At 66.5% G+C, this 17,087-nt stretch carries 9 protein-coding genes; 2 read left to right on the top strand and 7 right to left on the bottom strand.

Annotated elements, in window-relative coordinates; translation table 11 throughout:
* Positions 1 to 229 precede the first annotated feature (229 nt).
* The 5 genes from ACFVU9_RS22070 to ACFVU9_RS22090 form a co-directional block, all read right to left on the bottom strand.
* Positions 230 to 2,365 (bottom strand): AIPR family protein, encoded by a 2,136-nt coding sequence (locus ACFVU9_RS22070; RefSeq protein WP_387595640.1) that lies wholly within the window; start codon positions 2,363 to 2,365, stop codon positions 230 to 232.
* 285 nt (positions 2,366 to 2,650) lie between these two features.
* Positions 2,651 to 5,833, bottom strand: a complete 3,183-nt coding sequence (locus tag ACFVU9_RS22075; RefSeq protein ID WP_387595643.1) for a type I restriction endonuclease subunit R — start codon at positions 5,831 to 5,833, stop codon at positions 2,651 to 2,653.
* Positions 5,830 to 7,110, bottom strand: coding sequence for a restriction endonuclease subunit S (locus ACFVU9_RS22080; RefSeq protein WP_387595646.1), 1,281 nt, complete (start codon positions 7,108 to 7,110; stop codon positions 5,830 to 5,832). The genes ACFVU9_RS22075 and ACFVU9_RS22080 overlap by 4 nt, the downstream gene beginning before the upstream one ends.
* A 32-nt stretch (positions 7,111 to 7,142) precedes the next feature.
* Positions 7,143 to 9,134: an N-6 DNA methylase gene (locus tag ACFVU9_RS22085; protein WP_387595649.1), complete on the bottom strand. Its 1,992-nt coding sequence runs from the start codon at positions 9,132 to 9,134 to the stop codon at positions 7,143 to 7,145.
* A 79-nt stretch (positions 9,135 to 9,213) separates the two neighbouring features.
* Complete coding sequence (locus ACFVU9_RS22090; protein WP_387595652.1) at positions 9,214 to 11,334, bottom strand: N-6 DNA methylase; 2,121 nt, start codon at positions 11,332 to 11,334, stop codon at positions 9,214 to 9,216.
* A 349-nt stretch (positions 11,335 to 11,683) separates the two neighbouring features.
* Between ACFVU9_RS22090 and tcmP the strand changes: the two genes are divergently transcribed.
* A complete protein-coding gene (gene tcmP / locus ACFVU9_RS22095; protein WP_387595655.1) occupies positions 11,684 to 12,835 on the top strand; it encodes a three-Cys-motif partner protein TcmP in 1,152 nt (383 codons plus the stop codon).
* Here tcmP and ACFVU9_RS22100 read toward each other — a convergent pair.
* Both ACFVU9_RS22100 and ACFVU9_RS22105 read right to left on the bottom strand, forming a co-directional pair.
* Positions 12,825 to 13,571, bottom strand: a complete 747-nt coding sequence (locus ACFVU9_RS22100; RefSeq protein ID WP_387595658.1) for a DUF5131 family protein — start codon at positions 13,569 to 13,571, stop codon at positions 12,825 to 12,827. The two genes, tcmP and ACFVU9_RS22100, sit on opposite strands and share 11 nt — an antisense overlap.
* Before the next feature lie 1,690 nt (positions 13,572 to 15,261).
* Positions 15,262 to 15,867 carry a hypothetical protein gene (locus ACFVU9_RS22105; protein WP_387595661.1) on the bottom strand — a complete coding sequence of 202 codons (606 nt, stop codon included), beginning with the start codon at positions 15,865 to 15,867 and terminating at the stop codon, positions 15,262 to 15,264.
* 246 nt (positions 15,868 to 16,113) lie between these two features.
* On the opposite strand from ACFVU9_RS22105, the gene ACFVU9_RS22110 reads away from it, so the two are divergent.
* Positions 16,114 to 17,043 carry a phosphorothioated DNA-binding restriction endonuclease gene (locus tag ACFVU9_RS22110; protein WP_387595664.1) on the top strand — a complete coding sequence of 310 codons (930 nt, stop codon included), beginning with the start codon at positions 16,114 to 16,116 and terminating at the stop codon, positions 17,041 to 17,043.
* Positions 17,044 to 17,087: the final 44 nt, after the last annotated feature.

The following is a 17,087-nucleotide window of genomic DNA, read 5'->3' on the forward strand; positions in this document are numbered from 1 at the left end:
CGATCGCCCGCGACCTCATCCTCTGGTTGGCCGCCCGGAGCTTCCCCGGGCGGCCAACAAGGCACACCTTCGACGCCTTCTAAAACAGGCCCTAGCCGAGGGCCAAGAAGGCCGCAGGCGGCGCGTATTGCGCCACACCGAGTATTCGGCCGGTTTCACGCGAGTTCACCCTTGTCGGTGTCACCAAGCGAACTGCCATGCCGCAGCTCGCGCCACGGCACGTGCGTGCTCACTCCTGTTCGGTCTCCTCATCGTGCAGTGCTCGTGCAAGATCAGAAAGAGTGTCAGTACCGTCGAGCGTCCACCGTGCTGGTCCTTGCACGGCCACGGGCGCCTCCTGCCAGCCGGCGAGTTCGTACAGGTTGAGGACCAGGCGGGTCGGCGAATACGCCTTCCCGTCGACCGCCCATACGAGGCACCGTGTCCGGTCGTTCACCCAGGTTGCTTCACCGCGTCGCGGGTCCTCCGCGAGCCAAGGGGTAAGTGCCTCGATCTCGGGCTTGTTCCACAAACGTAGCCGGACAGGCGTGCCGTTCTTGATTCTTCCGTTGTCCACGAGGGTCGGCACGGCGTTGGGTCGACGTGGCCTGCGCTTGCTCTCCTTGGTGGCCTTGTAGATCGCCGGCAGGTCGGGGATGACTCCCTCACGTTCGGCGTCGCGCAGCACCAGCTCCGCAAGCCGCTTGCAGCGTCCGGCGTCAGTCAGTGTCCCACTCAGGAAGGAGGTGGGTCCGTACTCGGCGTCGATGTGGTGGATCAACCAGGACAGGACCCGACTGGTGAGTGCAGACACCCCCTGCAGTGCCGCGTTCCAGTCGAATTCCGGATCGTCGATGCGATCCTGATCGAGAAGCTGAAAGACCAGATGGGTGATGAGTAGGTCGCCCCGCTGACTCACGTCGGCGGCGCGCTTCTGGAACCGCTTGCGTTCTTCGTTGAGAGCAGTACCCACGGCGCGGTGCACCAGTACCGAGCGCCAGATCTGGAAGGCGCTGGGGCGCTCTCCGAAGAGGCGGGGATAGGCGCCTCTGCTGCCGCGTTCCCAGAGGAGGTCCGTGTCCCGCTTTGCACGTACGGCGAGCTCGGTGTTGCGATGCGCACAAGCCAGGGCAATGGCGGCGTGCACGACCGAACAGCCCTCGTCCGGTGCTGGGTCGGGCTCACCACGCTTGAACACGTAGGATTTCTGAAGCGACAGCATGAAGTCTTCGCGGATCATCGCCTGTACCTCGTCCAAGGCGATGAAGTCGCGCTGCTCTACGTGGTTCTGAGTATTGGTCGTCTCGGTGATGCGCCGCGCGAGGTCCGGCACGTTCTTGTCGACAACGATCACCTTGACCGTGACCTCGGCGTCCTCTACCGCTTGGTGGGACGCCTCCATCGCGCGATGTGCCGCCGCGACGGTTTGTGCGCCGTTCACGACGCTGACTCCCGAGGCATGCAAGTGTACGGGCTCGTCCGGCCGGCGGCGTCCTGGCCACTCCTCTTCGAGCTGATCGCACAGTACCGTCACCCCGTTGTTGAAGAGCCAGAAGTTCTCCGGCTCATTCATCAGAGTGCTCAGCATTCCGGAATTGACTCGCGTAGTACCGAGGGACTGGCGCAAGTTCTGCTCGTACAATCGGCTTTCATGTGCCTGGTACCACTCGGCCACATTGCTGGCCGGAACCGTGCCCTGGTAAGCGGTGAGTGGAGTGTTCCGCCGGAGCCAGTTCGTCATCCGAACGGTCACCCGTACAGGCTTGGGCGCGAGATCGTCACGGATCTGTCGGAGGAGGTCCGCGGCGTGGACTACGCGGTGCTCAAGAACCGGCCCGAGGCCGTTGAACTCGTTCCGAGCGTCCTCGAGAACGTTGGCGGCTTCCTTGCTGAGGGTCCCGACACCCATGACAGCGATCACCAGAGTCACCTTTAGCCGGGCGTCGTGCATCGCTGCGTTGACACGAGCGGCGATTGGCTCCAGGCGGTCGTTGAAGCGGTCGAAACTTCGCTGCTCGATGAGGCGGAGACCAGCGATGAGTTTGTGGGCCGCATTGGTGTCGAGCTTGCCCTTACCCTCGTCGCTCCACTTGGCTTGAACCAGCCAGACCTCCTGTGTGCCCTCGGTGACTGCTACGCCGTCGATGCCTTGATCATCTTCGCCATCGATGACGGAGGCGCCAGCGGCCTCGTGATCGCAGCCGGTCACTTCGCGTACAGCAGCCGCCGTCAACGCACGGGAGAGGAACCGCTGTTCGTAACCCTGCTGGTCGTACCCTTTCAGGTCCTCGTCGTAGATGAGTCCCTTGTACTGCTGCAGAAGCGCAGTGCGGATCTGGTGGATATGGACAGGGGCGGTTGCGGCCCTGCGTTCTGCTTCGTCCAACTCTTCCCCCAGCGCTATGACCTGCGTCTCCTGACGCAGTTTAGATCCTTCATGACGGTCCGTAGGCGAAGTCGGTGGATGTTCGGAGCGCGGCGGGTTGGCGTGGGCAGCTTCAAGATCCGGGCGTCGCCTCCGGGGCCGCGCAGGGTCCCACTGCTTCGGGCGTTGAAGTGCTCTCGATGGGGCGGTGATCCACCGATCGTCTGATGGGCATGGCCTGTGGACCCGGGCATGCCCATCAGGCGAGGTTGCGGTCCGACACCGATGGTGCCGGACCGCAACCCGTCAGAAGTCGTCCAGCCCCTCTTCCCGGCGGATCATCCGCCAGGCGGCGCGGCGGGCGCTGCGGTCGAGGTTGGATTTGAAGTCCCGGTCCGTCCCGAAGTACCGCTTGCCGAGCGTGTCGATCGTGGAGACGTGGTCCATCATGTTCTCCTCGAACTTCTTGTCGAAGACGACACCGAAGTTCTCCTCGTCGTTGACGAGGGCGGCGGCCCGGACCTTCGGGTCCTTCTTCGTCGCGTTGAAGGCCGGGAGGACGTCCTCCTCGGTGAACTCCGTGCCGAACTTCGCGTTGAACTTCTCGATCAGCTCGGACAGCAGCGACCTCTCGGCGTCCTTCCCGCCGCCGACCCCGTCGCCGAAACCCTTGAGCTCAGCGGGACCTTCGGGGAGCAGGGACTTGTCGTGCTCGCCGGTCTTCTCCACGCGCAGGTGACTGAGGTCGACCTCGCCTATGTCTACGCCGCCGTCCGCGAGGCGGGGCAGCCGGTTGAGCAGGTAACGCCCGTACAGGTACAGCCGCTCCAGGTCGGTGTCCTGATAGGGAACGATCTGCGCGAGGAACCCGTACTTGCGGACGTAGTCGTTGAGGTTGGCCCGGAACTCCTCGGCAGCCTCGACGTCGTCCTCCTCCCCGCTCTCCAGCAGAGTGCTGAAGCGGATGACGGCGGGGGACAGCAGCCGATACAGCTCGGCGTGCAGCCTCTCCCACTTGGTCTGGGACCCGTCGGCCTTCTCCTGCGCCTCGAAGTACGCGGCGACGAACTCGTCCATGTCCTTGTCCGAGATGATCGGCGCGGACATGACGCGGCCCTGGGCCGTGTACAGGAGGTTCGGGTTGGAGGGCAGGGTATGCGCCTCCTCGAAGTAGGGACGGAACGCGTCCTGGATGTCCTCGGCCTCGTTGACGAAGTCCAGGATGGCCAGGTCGGCCTGCGACTTGAGGTCGGCGGTGCGGTTGAGGCGCGAGAGCGTCTGCACAGCGGCGATGCCGGTCAGCGTCTTGTTGACGTACATGGTGGTGAGGAGTGGCTGGTCGAAGCCGGTCTGGTACTTCTCGGCGACGACGAGGATCCGGTATTCCTGCTGCCCCTTGCCGCCGGCTTTGGCTGCCTTGTCGTCGGCGCGGGTGTATGCGAATGCCTTGGGCAGAGCGCTCTCCGACAGGCCACCGTTCTCCTTGCTCTCGGTGGTCTCCTCACCGTCGATGGTGAGGGAACCGGAGAAGGCGACCAGGACCCCGAGGTCCGGGTACCTGGTGTCGTACTCGCGGTCGGCGATGTAGCTGCGGATGGCGCGGGCCATCTGCACGGCGGAGTGGCGGGACGCCGTGACCACCATGGCCTTGGCGCGTCCGCCGAGCCGACCGCGGGTGTGGGCGACGAAGTGCTCGACGATCACCTGGGCGTGCTGGGACACCGTGTGTTCGTGCATGAGCGCGAAACGAGCCAGCAGACTGTTCGCCTTGGAGGGGTCAACCTCCTTCTCGTCCCGGTTGAGGTTCGCGAGCTTCCAGTAGGTGTTGTAGGTGACGTAGTTGCGCAGGGGGTCGAGGATGAAGCCCTCCTCGATGGCCTGGCGCATGGAGTAGGTATGGAAGGGGCGGTAGACGTCCTTGCCGTCCTCCACGCCTTCCGTGCCGAAGAGTTCGAGCGTCTTGGCCTTGGGGGTGGCCGTGAAGGCGAAGTAGGAGAGGTTGGCGGCCTGGGAGCGCTCGACCGCCTTCGCCTTCAGTTTCTCCTCCACGGTGACCCTGGTCGTGCCCTGGTCGTCCGAGTCGGCGTCCAGGCCGAGGTCGCGCAGGGCGGACTTCACGGCGGTGGCGGCGTCGCCGGACTGGGAGGAGTGCGCCTCGTCCACGATGATCGCGAAGCGGGTGCCCTTGATCTCGGTGGGGTTGCGCTTGATGTAGTTCAGCAGCGCCGGGAACGAGTGCAGGGTGACCGTGACGATCTTGCCAGTGTCCCGGGAGAGGGCACGGGCCAACTGCTCGCTCTTCGCCCCGTGCTTCTCGTCGACCTTTACGACCAGGCCGTCGGTCTGCGAGAAGCTGCCGACCGTCTCCCGGAGCTGAGCGTCCAGGTTGCGGCGGTCGGTGATGACGATGACCTTGTCGAAGACGGGCTCGCCGGGCTTGATACGGCCGACAGCGACGGCCTCGGGGTCGAGGATCTCCGGGTCGGTGTCGGCGTGCAGGTCGCTCAGGCGGTGGGAGAGCCAGCCGATGGTGTTCGACTTGCCGGAGCCCGCCGAGGCCATGATCAGGTAGTTCTGGCCGGCGCCGTGGGTGGCCGCATGCGCGGTGAGCTTGCGGACCACGTCCCACTGGTGGAAGCGAGGAAAGACGGTCGACTTGGTGGTGCCGCCGCCGGGCGTCTTGTGCTTCTGCTGGTGCACGAAACGCTGGAGCAGGTCGAGCCAGTTGTCGCGCTGCCAGACCTCCTCCCAGAGGTAGGAGGTGGCGTACTTGCCGTGGGCGGTGGGTGCCGGGTTGCCCGCCCCGCCGGGCTGGCCGGGGCCGTTCGAGCCGGTGTTGAACGGCAGGAACCGGGTGCTCTTGCTGCGCAGTTGGGTCGCGACGAAGACCAGGTCCGGGTCGACCGCGAAGTTGGCGATGACGCGGCGCGTGAAGATCAGCTCGGTCGGGTCGCGGTCGTCCCGGTACTGCTCCTTGGCCTGCTCGACGCCCTGACCGGTGAGCGGGTTCTTCAACTCGGCGGTCGCGACGGGGATGCCGTTGAGAAACAGCGTCAGGTCGAGGCGGTGGCCCCAGTCGGCCTGCTTGGTGGCGTAGGGGAGTTCCCGGACAACGGTGAGGCGGTTGGCCCGGTAGCCGTCGAGGACGGAGTCGGCGGAGATGAGGTTGGGCCTGAAGTAGGCGACGCGGAGACGGACCCCGCGGTCCTTCACGCCGTTGCGGAGCACGTGGAGAAGGCCGTCGTCGGAGATCGCCCGGTCGAGGCGCTGCGCGAAACCGCGCTGTGCCTCGTCGGGGTTGCCGCCGTAGACGGTGAGGAGCTCGTTCCACTCGTCGAGCTGAGTCGCGCCGATGAAGGTGAAAAGCTCGTTGGTGTCCAGGCCGAGGTCGGGCCGGTAGTCCTCGGGGTTCGCCTCGCGCCAGCCCCGCTCGCAGAGGGCAGCGACGATGGCGGAGCCGAAGGACGACTCATCGTGCACGGGGCTCATGCGGAGACTCCTCCGGTGACGTTGTGGCCGATGGCGGTGGATACGTCGAACTGGCCGGTCACGGCGGCGGTGATGAGGGCCTGGCGGCGTTCCTTGAGGAGCTCCAGCTGGCGTCGCACCCGGTCGGTCAACGCGTCGAGTCGTGTGTTCTGCCGGCGGATTTCCTTGACGATCCGTTCCTGCTCCTCGACGGGCGGCAACGGAATGCGCAGCATCTGGAGGTCGGGAACATAGATCGTCTTGTGGGTGGATCCCATGGCCAAGCGCCCCAGAAGATCAGGCCGCATGGCCCGAAGGCACCACAAGAGAAAGTGCGGGACCAGGCGGTGTCCACAGGTCCACGTCACGAAGTCCTGGCTCGTCGCCATGTCGAGCCCCATGACCCCCGAATAGCCGGCCGAGGCCGTACGGCACAGGAACACGGTTCCCTGCGGGTGCAGCTCGGCCGCCGAATTGGCGAGTCCGATTTCACTGATCTTCTCCCGGGTCTCATAGAGATCCTCGATGCGATCGTCCCGTACCTGCTTGACCTCGCCTGTTGTGATCCACGGAATAGTGCAGTCGGTCCACCATTCCGGATGGGAGCGGCTGGGGGTGTGGCCACTGCCCATACGAGCCAGCAGCCCTAGACGCACCTCCTGCCAGGCCACAGGGACGGTGTCGAGCCAGGCCAGCGTCGACGTCCGACAACGCTCGTGCGAACTGCCGGACACGGCCGCCACCACACCTGCCGAACGGCGCTCCGCGAGAAGATCCAGTTCGCGCTGGAGGACGCGTTCCAGGGCGTCGATGCGACTGGTCTCGGCATCGAGGTAATCGGCGATGCGGATCTGTGCTTCCCTGGGCGGAACCGGGATCGGAACTCCGGTGAGATCCTCCTTCGTGACGTGCACCATGCCGATCATGCCGCTGGCCAGGTGCCGCTCGATCCAGTGCGTGGCCGCTTTGAGGACCCAGTAGAGCCATCGAGGGTCGCAGCCGTGGACTCCCACCTTGAAGATGTGCTGGTTCAGATAGTGCTTGCCGGGTTCCGTCCACAGGTACGGGCCGAAAGAGGTCCCAGGGTTCCCCGACCAGGAGAACAGCAAGTCTCCTGCCTCCACGCGGTACTTGTCGGGGAGGGACAGGCTGGAGCAATTGAAGTTGGGCGAACCGTTCAGGTTCTCGATCCGGATGATGGGGGTGCCCTCGTCGGAGCGGTCCGCGGAGTTGAACACGTAGCCATTCGTGAGTGTGGCCAGGTACCTGAGGGGGACGATGGCCCAGGTGTCAGGCATGGCACCACCACCGTACGGAAGCCGAGCATGCCTCATTCGGTAACCTCCCCCAGCAGCTCCTGGATCTCGGACTCCAGCGACTTCAGATCTGCGTCGATCTCGGCCAACGACCGCGGCGGATCGTATACGTGGAAGTGTCGCGTGAACGGGATCTCGTACCCGATCTTCGTCTTGTCGTGGTCGATCCACGCATCCGGTACGTGCGGGTGGACCTCTCGTGCCAGGTACTCCTCGACGTCCTCGCCCAGCGGGACGTTCTCGTAGTCGCGGAGCTCCGCGTCCGGCTCGGGCTGGCCCTTAATGAGCTGGACCTCGCCCTCCGGGGCCCGGACGCCGATCACCTCGCGTAGTGCCTTGTTGAACGGTGCGCCCGTGGGCCAGGTTCCGCCGGCCTGGACCACTGCGTCCTTCAGGGTCAGCCAGGCGTCCTGCTTCGTTGCCCAGCTAGTGCCCAGTAGGGACTTGAACGCGTCCGCCAGGGCCGGGGCCTGCGGGAGCTTTTGAATGACCTTGGACGCCTCCAGCTCCGTCAGCGTCTCCTCCGTCACCTCGAACCGCAGCTTCAGCGGGCGTTCCACCGTGATCCGCTGGTAGCCGAAGCCCTCGTTGCGGAAGACTTTCACCTTGCCGTGCAGCGGGTGGTCCGAGTCCGCCGCCACGTCGAGGGCCTCGCCGTACAGCTTGACCACCGTGGCGATGTGGTCGGCGCTGAGCTGCTTGCGCTTGTCGCCCAGTGACTTGCGCATCTTCTGCCACTGGTCGCGGGCGTCCAGGAGGACGACCTTGCCCTTGTGGTCGGGGCTCTTGCGGTTGGTCAGGATCCAGAAGTACGTAGAGATGCCGGTGTTGTAGAAGAGCTGGTCAGGCAGGGAGACGATGCCCTCAAGCCAGTCGTTCTCCAGGATCCAGCGGCGGATCTCCGACTCACCCGAGCCGGCCGCGCCGGTGAACAGCGGCGAGCCGTTGAAGACGATCGAGAGACGTGAGCCGCCCCCGCCGTTGACATCCACCGGCTTCATCTTCGAGATCATGTGCTGGAGGAACAGCAGCGACCCGTCGTTGATGCGGGGCAGGCCCGCGCCGAAGCGGCCTGCCTCTCCCAGCGACTTGTGCTCGGCCTCGACCTCGTCCTTGACCTTCTTCCACTCCACGCCGAACGGCGGGTTGGCCAGCATGTAGTCGAAGGTCTTGCGGGCGTGGCCGTCGTCGGAGAAAGAGTTGCCGAAGGCGATGTTCTCCGGGTCCTGGCCCTTGATCATGAGGTCGGACCGGCAGATCGCCCACGACTCGGGGTTGAGCTCCTGGCCGTACACCTCCACCGTGGCGTCCGGGTTCAGCTCCGTGATCAGGTCTTCCATCGCGGAGAGCATGCCGCCCGTGCCACACGCGGGGTCGAGGACCGTGCGCACCGCGCCCGGAAGCTGGAGCGCGTCGCCGTCCGGAGCGACCAGCAGCCGCACCATGAGCTGGATGACCTCACGCGGCGTGAAGTGCTCACCGGCCGTCTCGTTGGACTGTTCGGAGAAGCGGCGGATCAGCTCCTCGAAGATGTAGCCCATGTTGTGGTTGGGCACGATCTCGGGCCGCAGGTCCAGGTCGGTGAACTTGCCGATGACCTGGTAGAGCAGACCTGCACTGTCCAGTCGCTTGATCTGCTGGGCGAACTCGAAGCGATCTAGCACGCCTCGGGCGTTGTCGGAGAACGCCCCGACGTACACCGCGAGGTTCTTGGCTGCGTTCTGCGGGTCCGCCGCGATCTTCTTCAGGGTCAGGCTGGACCTGTTGTAGAAGGTGTGGCCCGAGGCCCGGCTCAGGAAGCGGTCCGGGTCGATGTCGCTGTCCTTGTACTGCTCCGCGAGCTCCGCGACCTTCTCGCGGGTCGGTTCGAGCACGCACTCCAGTCGCCGCAGCACCGTGAACGGCAGGATGACCTTGCCGTAGTCGGACTGTTTGTAGTCCCCCCGCAGGAGGTCGGCGACGGACCATGCATGGTTCGCCAACTCCGTGTGCTTGCTGCTGTTCAAGACTTCTTCCGCTTCCCTTCCAGGGCCGGTACGGATGACATGGAGTGCGGTGGGAGACTGGAGGCCTCGTCTGTCCGCATCATGAGTGGGGGAGTTCGTGTGCCCCGGGTGCGCTCGGGACGAGCTGCCCGCCTGTGAGGCCGTTGGCCACGAGCTGCGCTGTCTGCTCGGCGAACTCCTCGGCTCGGCGGGCCTGTTCGCGGAGGGCGGCGACATGCCGGAACGCCTCTCCGTACCGCCTCTGTTCCTCGAGCGGCAGCAGGGGGACGCGCAGCCGGCCTGGGCTGAGGTGCAGGGTGGAGCTGCCGGTGGAGGCGCCGGCCAGGTTGGCTTCCGAGCCGAGGAAGCCGTGGAGGAACCAGGAGTCGAGTCGCGCCGGGTCGGGCCGGAAGAGGTGAATGTTCGGGCCGAGCAGCACGCCCGCCTCCTCCTCGCCCGCGACCCGCGCAACGGGGCCCCGGCCGCCGATCAGGCCACGGACCAGCACGTCGCCGACGGCGATCTCCGGTACCTGCTCGGTGAGGTGTGCGTCGATCCTCCCGGTAGGTCTGCTTCCGCGGGCGATGTCGCCACCGGTGAGGGCAGGTCGGGTTGCCCCGCCTCCTGTCCCCGGACCGCCTTCGCCGTCCGCCTGCCTCGGTGCCGCGGAGGGTGTCCGCAGAACCTTCAGCGCGCCGCCCCGGGCCAGGTCGGACACCGTGGCGGATCGCCACTGCCGGGCCGAGGCGCCCGCCGCGTCCCACAGCTCCGTGGCTGCCAGCGAGGCGACCGACCGCGTTGCTCCGGTCAGTGCCTCCTGGGCCGTGACAGCCTGGTCGGCCAGTTCCCGCGGGTCCATGTCGGCCTGGGACGCACGCACCTGGCGGCCAGGGGTCACGTCGACGACCTCGTCGAGCAGGTCGACCACGCTCACTGCTCGTGCCACACCGGCTCTCGGTTCGAACGCGTTCGGGTCCTCGGTGTAGGTCTTCCACGCGGAGAGGATCTGCTCGGTCACTCGCGTCCAGTCCACCGCACCGGAACGGCTTCCGCCTCGGCCTGGAGCCGTGGGTTCGCCCGTGGTGTCGACGAAGAGCACCGTCTGGTATGTCGGCCAAGCCGGCTTCGGCCGCTGCAGTACCCATACCTGCAGGCCGATGTGGAGCGGAATCGCTGCCCCCGGCGGCAGGGCTGCCACCGCTCGCAGCGCGCCGCTGCGGATCAGCTCGGCGCGGATGCGGCGGCCGGAGGAGCGGGATGCCGTGGCCGGCGGTAGAAGAAGCACGGCGTGGCCGCCCGGCTCGAGGTGGGCCAGCGCGTGCTGGACCCAGGCGAGTTCGGATTCGGCGCGGGGCGGGAAACCGTACGCCCAGCGCGGGTCGTAGGCCAGTTCGTCGTGGCCCCAGTCACGGTCGCCGTATGGCGGGTTGCACAGCACGGCGTCGACGGCGAGGTCCGGGAAGGCATCGGCCCGCAGGCTGTCACCCGTGCGTACGGTGACGGCGGCGTCCTCGTCGGCCGTCAGGGTCAGGTCGACCGCAGTGCGTCGCGCCTGGACGGGAAGGCTGTCCTGGCCGTACAGCTCGCGTGCGCCGAGCGCGGCGGCGGCTGACAACAGGGTGCCGCTGCCGCAGGCGGGATCCAGAACCCGGGCCGGAGAGCCTGGTGCCAGGCGGGCCAGCAGGTCAGCGAGCGGGGCCGGAGTCCGGTAGGCCCCACTGACGGCACTGTCCTCCAGCTCCCTGTCCGCGAGTACGTCCAGCGCCATCTGTGCGCCCTCATCGCGGACACAGAGCAGCAGGGCTCGCAGCACCGGGGCGTCGGCAACGGTGAACTGGACGGGTTCAGTGCCCGGCACCACATCCACGACCTCGGCCGCCGCGTCGTTCGCCTGCCTCACCAGATCGGTATCGGACAGCGCGTTCAGATCGGTGAGGACGTCGGTGGGGCGGCGGGCTGCTGTCATGACCATCAGGAGCAGATCGGACGTGCCGGCGCCGGCACGCTCCCGGAGGCGCAGGGTGGTGCGCAGCTCCCCGCTGGGCGTGGCCGCCGTGCGCTGTCCGCGTGAGGCGAGCCATGCGCGGATCTTCTCCAGGTTGTACAGCGGGCTGCTGTCCGTACCGCCCGTGGGCGCGGGGAAGTCCTCGTGTCGACGGCGCCAGTTGCTGACGGTGGCGCGCGTGACTCCGGCGATGCGGGAGATCTCGGCGGCTGTCACCTGGGCGGATGGTGCGGGTGGCTGCGACATGGGTGTGGTCCTGGCTCCGATCGTCGGCTTGGTTGCACCATACAGCACAAGTCAACTTCAGAAAGGCGTTAGACGGTGCTTTCACGCCTGTGCTTTCATGTAATCGCTTCCGATGGCGAGTGGCGCCTCCCAGCGTGAAGCGCGCCTTCCCTGCCCGCTGCGATGCCCCTGGATGCCTGCCCACGGGACTGTGCCCGTCGTGTCCCATGCGGCACGCGGGGTGGCGGGATGGCTGACACGTGGTCTTTACGCAATGCATGCGCCTCACCCACCCTGGAGCGATCAGTGGTCGGGTCCTGCCGGGCGCGGAGGGGGACGAATGTCGAAGGGCACATCGGGGGAGTACTGGTCGGCACCTGCGCTGCCCAGCATCTTCAAGCACACCTTGCTCAGCCGCTACATACCCCGGTTCGGAGGGATGACCGCCTCGAAGAGCGGTGGCGAGGTCGTCTATCTGGACGGGTATGCCGGCGAGGGCCGCTACGAGAACGGAACCGCGGGATCGGCCGAACTCGTTCTCAAGATCGCAGCCGACCATCAGGCGAAGAACCTCGTCCGCTGGACCTGCTTCTTCGCGGAGAAGTCCGCGACGTCCTTCTCCCATCTGGAGTCCGTCGTCGCCGAGTACCGCAGGCAGGGCGTCGACGCCCGCGCCTTCCACGGTGACGTGACTGGACTCATGGACGAGGTGCTGGCCGCCGCCGCAGGCCGTCCGCTGTTCCTGTTCCTGGACCCGTGCGGGCTCGCCCTGCCGTTCGACACCCTCGTCGACGTCCTCGCCAGGCGCCGCAAGGAGACCTGGCCGCCGACCGAGCTGCTGCTGAACTTCAGCATGATGGCGGTGCGCCGGATCGGAGGGAACTCCCACTCCGCGAAGGGGAATGAGCGGACCAACGAGCGCCTGGACGAGGTGTGCGGCGGACGCTGGTGGCGGGACTTCTTCGCCGACGGTTACACCAGGGATGCCGACGACAAGGTGGCCGCCGAGTACAGCAGGCGCCTCGGCGAACGGACGGGCATGAGTACGGTCTCGGTGCCGGTCACCAGCGCACCGGGCCGGAAGGCCGTCTACAACCTGGTGTTCGGGACGCGCAGCAACCACGGCCTGTGGGCCTTCGGTGATGCACACGCCCGGGCCCGGGACACGTGGTGGGAGGGGCTCGAACTGACGGAGGAGGCCGAGGACAGCGCGCTGTTCGCGATGGCGACCCTGCAGCGTCCCGATCCTGACCACGTCCGGGCCGAGGCTGTGCCGGCCATGGCCGCGAACCTCGACGAACTGCTGCGGGCCGGTCGTCCGTTCAAGCTGGTCGACCACACGCTGGAGGTGTTCGGGGAGCACTACGGCCAGGTGCCCGAGACCATCGCCCGCCAGGCGGTCAAGCACTTGCACGGAGCGGGGGGAACGCCCAGTGACGGTAAGGGATCCCCGGTCCACAAGCTGGAGGTGCGCCCGCCGGTCAGACCGTGACAGGCAAGGGCATCTGATCCCAGGTCCGTCCGTCCAGCAACCGCCCGCCGGCCTTGGGAGTGCGGCCTCCCCACTGCTTGAAGAAGAACGCCACGTTCTCCTCCTGGCAGGCGTCGCGCACCTGCCTGGCCCAGGACGCGTCCATCGGCCGGTGCCCGGGGCCCGACTCGCCGCCGGCAATCACCCAGTGGATGCCGTCCAGGTCGAGCCCCTCCAGCGGGCCGAGCAGCGGCTCGCACGACAGGAACCGCACCGCCGCCGGGACGCCGCGGAGGTCGTCGACGCGGTCGAGTTTGGCCGAGCTCTCCACGGACACGCCCATCCACACGTTCTCCGGCCACTCGAGCCGGTCGGCGACGCGCTGAAGCCGCCTCGCCCGTTTGGTCAGCACCTGGTAGGTGTGCTGGGGGGTGTCCGCCATCACCGCGAAGACCCGGCGCACGAAGTCGAGCGGCACCTTCGCGTGGAACAAGTCCGACATCGAGTTCACGAACACCGTCCGCGGGCTCTTCCAGCCGTACGGCACCTTCAGGGCGTCCCGGTGGAGCGTGAGAGCGAAACCCGGCCCGGACGTGCGGGGGTCACCGTCCGCCTGGTACTTTTCCGCGCCCATCGCCTTCAACCGCCGTGCCAGCGCGAGGGCGTAGCAGTTGTCACATCCGGATGAGACCCGGTCGCACCCGGTGGTGGGGTTCCAGGTCGCCTCCGTCCATTCGATGGCGCTGCGATCGCTCACCAGTGGCCTCCTGTTGGGCCACCACGTCTGACTGAGGCCCTTTCGACTATTGCTTCTCAACCTAGCGGAATCAAAGCTGACTTGAGTGTGCGGCCCCAGACAGTCACTCCCGTGCTCGCGTGATCGAACAGTGTGTTCGTACGCCGGAGTGCTCCCGAAGGGGGTCAGATGCACTGGGCGCAGCGCCTGGTTCGGAGCCCGGCAGCGCTGACGGAAGCAGCCATGGCTCACCCGCAGTGATCGTGTGACGGCGACCGCTCTACCGGGCTTGCTCAAGCTTCGGCCGACGGCAGGCATAGCTCACACTGCCACGGGGTCACCGCTGCCAACCCCAGTGTGCTCGACCAGCCGCTGCCCGATTCAGCGCGGTCGATGGCCCGTGTCAGTGTGAGAGCGGTCTCGTCGGCCGAGTTCTCGAGAATGTGGCTGTGAGCGATCGTGGTGCTCCATAGCCAGCCTCGAACGCTACGGACCTAAATACTCCCCTTGTCCGTCCTTGCACCAGCACTGCTGATAGAACCGACCGCGCTGCGCGAAGAGCACGGTGATGCCATTCCAAGGCTGGCTGTCCAGCGGGGCGCTTGGCGGCAGAGTGTGCGGGGCGGTGCGCGAGGCGCATCAGAACCATCTGGAGAAGACACGCTCAAGACGACACACCACCTGGAAGATCACAATCCATAGTCGGTGGGTAAGCGACCGTGATCCGCTCGCAGGAGCTGGCCCCGCGAGCTGGCCGGCGCCGCCGGCGCAGCGGCTGTCGGGATCGCACGGTGGTGCTTGCTGAAGGGGCGACAGATCTCGGTCACCGGCAGTAGCTGCGGTGGGGTGGTCAGCCTGGGGACCATTTTGGGACCACGTGGGATGAGCGCTCATGAACGCCGATGGGCGAAAGCGGATGCTGTGCGCAAAGTAAACATTGGCGAATTGTCAGCTCTCCGATGCACTGCTCTCGTCGAAAACTTCCAACTCACGTGCACCTCAGGGTGGTTGAGCAACAGAGAAGCCGAGACATTGAGGTCTCGACTGCCGACAATAGTTGAACTCCTTGACTGTGGGGGTCAAGGGGTTGCAGGTTCAAATCCTGTCGTCCCGACGTATGTGACCAGCGGGTCTGTCAGAAATGACAGACCCGCTGTTCTCGTTTGAGTGAATGGTGATGGCAGGCCTGTGGTCCCGTGACGCGTGGCCGGCTATGGGGTGTTCGAGAGGACTGGCGACTCGCCGCTGGGGATGGCGGATGGTGGCGAGGCGTCGTCCAGGGCCTGGCGCAGTGCGGTGACCGCATCGCGGGTGGCGTGCGGGAGCAGGTGCCCGTGGATGTTGACCGTGGTCGACAGCGTCGAGTGCTGCAGCGTCTTCGATCCGACGACCAGCGGGACTTCTGAGTCGATCAGGATGCGGGCGGGCGTAGCGGTGCGCCGTCCGATTGGCAGAACACGAGTCCTTCGAAGGAGGCGCTATCCGGCAGACTTGCCCGCGTGGCCGCAGCACACCGCTCCAGCGAGACGATGACCCGGGTGGACAAGGTGGAGGTGGTTTTTGATTACGGCGGTGAGATTCCACCACACCAGCAGCACCTCGACGGCGTCCGCCGACGCAGCATGGCGTTGGAGCTGCCATCACTCCGCCACTACCCGCCACCGTGCGCTGCTGGTCGAATTTCAGCAGCCACCCGCTGGGAGGTCTCACGTCAGCGCTTTCGGGGGATAGGCAGGGGCTCATGGCGGTGCCAGATTAGTGAACGATCTTCGCGGCGAAGTTCCGCGGATCCCCATTCCAGGCGGACCACGCCGTCAGTCAGCGAGCAGGCGTAGGCGACGAGAACAAGCTTGGTGTCCGGCGAGAGGCGGGCGAGATCCGCATGAGGCTCGTCCTCATCCGGCAGTTCGATGTCGAGATCCAGCTCTCCCTGACGTGGGTCGGGGCCGTGCCTGCGGATGAGGTCAGCGCGAAGCCCTGACGCGCTGCGGAGTCTGGCAGCAGTCACGGGCACGTCCTTCTTCGCGTACCGGTAGGGGTAGATGACATGGCCGGCGATCACTGCGACGGTCCGCGCCTGGAGCCGCACCAGCTCAACGCCGGGGAGCTGAGAGAGGCCGGCCGATAGTTCCTCGTACTGTGCGGCGTAAAGCCCGTGTCCGTACGCTTCGAGCGTCTGCGTGTGGACGCCTTCGTGGCCGCCTTGGGCGCGTTCGTGGGCCCGGACAAGGCATGCGGGCACGATTGCCGTGACCTCGGCCGCGAGGGAACCGAAGACCGTACGTGCCCACGGACTGGCGGAGTGTGCGTCCGACATGAGAATCCCCCGATCGATCGTCGTATGACCAACTCAGGGTCTGACAGTCCGCTGAACGACACGGTGGATCAAGGGCGCATCGGGGGATCTCAGGGTGCACGGAGCAGGTAGTGCTGTCTGGTGAGGCTGAGGATCGTCGGGAGGAGTTAGGGACCACCCTGTGTAGGGCGGCGACGCCAGGCCGATTTTCAGTGTGGAGGGCTGAGGCTGAGGTGGTGTCGGTGTCCCGGAATACGCTGGGCGGCCATGGACTGGCTGGAGCGGGTGGCGAAGCTGAGGCGGTGGACGAACAACGATGTTCGGGCGCCGCACAAACCGTTGTTGCTGTTGTACGCGCTGGGCAGCTTCCAGCGCGATGCTGATGGTGAACTGAGGTACAGCGCTGTCGAGGAGGAGCTGAAGCGGCTGCTCGAAGAGTACGGGCCGTCCCATCCGACGACCCCTGCGTACCCGTTCCATCATCTGGTCAGTGACGGTGTCTGGGAGGTCAGGACCGACCATGGGCTCGGGAGCCCTGGAAGCGGGGTGCGGGTCCTCCGCTCCAGCGGCGCGACCGGAAGGCTCGCGCCCGAGTTGCGAACGGCTCTGTGGAAGGAGCCGGCCCTCCTGGGCCGTCTGGCGCGGGTGATCCTGGACTTCCACTTCCCGCCGTCGCTGCACACAGACCTGTGCGAGGCCGTTGGTCTCGACCTGGACCTGGTCGAGACCGAGGGCGTGACCGGCACCCTGGGCGGAGCAGAGCGGGCGGCGCGACGGCAGCGGGACAAGCGGATGCGTGAACTCGTCCTGACCGCCTACGAGTTCCAGTGTGCCTTCTGTGGTTACGGCGGGATGCTGGGAGCGAGCACGGTGGGCCTGGAAGCAGCTCACGTGCGCTGGTGGTCCTACGACGGGCCGGATGAGGTCGACAACGGTCTGTGCCTGTGCTCCCTGCACCACAAGCTCTTCGACAAGGGCGTCCTGGGCCTGGGCGCGGGGCACCGCATACTCGTCTCGCAGCGCTTCGTCGGACGCAGCGAGGCCAGCAGGCAGCATGTGCTCGCGTTGGCCGGGCGGCCGGTCATCGGCCCGCAGGCAGGGATTCCATCGGTCGCCGGGCGACACCGGGAGTGGCACGCCGAACAGGTCTTCCGCGGTACGCCCCGAGCGGCTCTGGGTCCGGCTCCTGTCGGCTGAGAGCGGGCTGTCCGATCGCCGACCCATCAGCGGTGGTCATGTGC

It is taken from the genome of Kitasatospora sp. NPDC057936 (assembly GCF_042887525.1).
Classification (GTDB): domain Bacteria; phylum Actinomycetota; class Actinomycetes; order Streptomycetales; family Streptomycetaceae; genus Kitasatospora.

Coding starts and splice junctions, on each gene's coding strand:
- tcmP (WP_387595655.1), top strand. CDS start 11,684: ATGTCGAAGGGCACATCGGGGGAGTACTGGTCGGCACCTGCGCTGCCC.
- ACFVU9_RS22110 (WP_387595664.1), top strand. CDS start 16,114: ATGGACTGGCTGGAGCGGGTGGCGAAGCTGAGGCGGTGGACGAACAAC.
- ACFVU9_RS22105 (WP_387595661.1), bottom strand. CDS start 15,867: ATGTCGGACGCACACTCCGCCAGTCCGTGGGCACGTACGGTCTTCGGT.
- ACFVU9_RS22075 (WP_387595643.1), bottom strand. CDS start 5,833: ATGAGCCCCGTGCACGATGAGTCGTCCTTCGGCTCCGCCATCGTCGCT.
- ACFVU9_RS22080 (WP_387595646.1), bottom strand. CDS start 7,110: ATGCCTGACACCTGGGCCATCGTCCCCCTCAGGTACCTGGCCACACTC.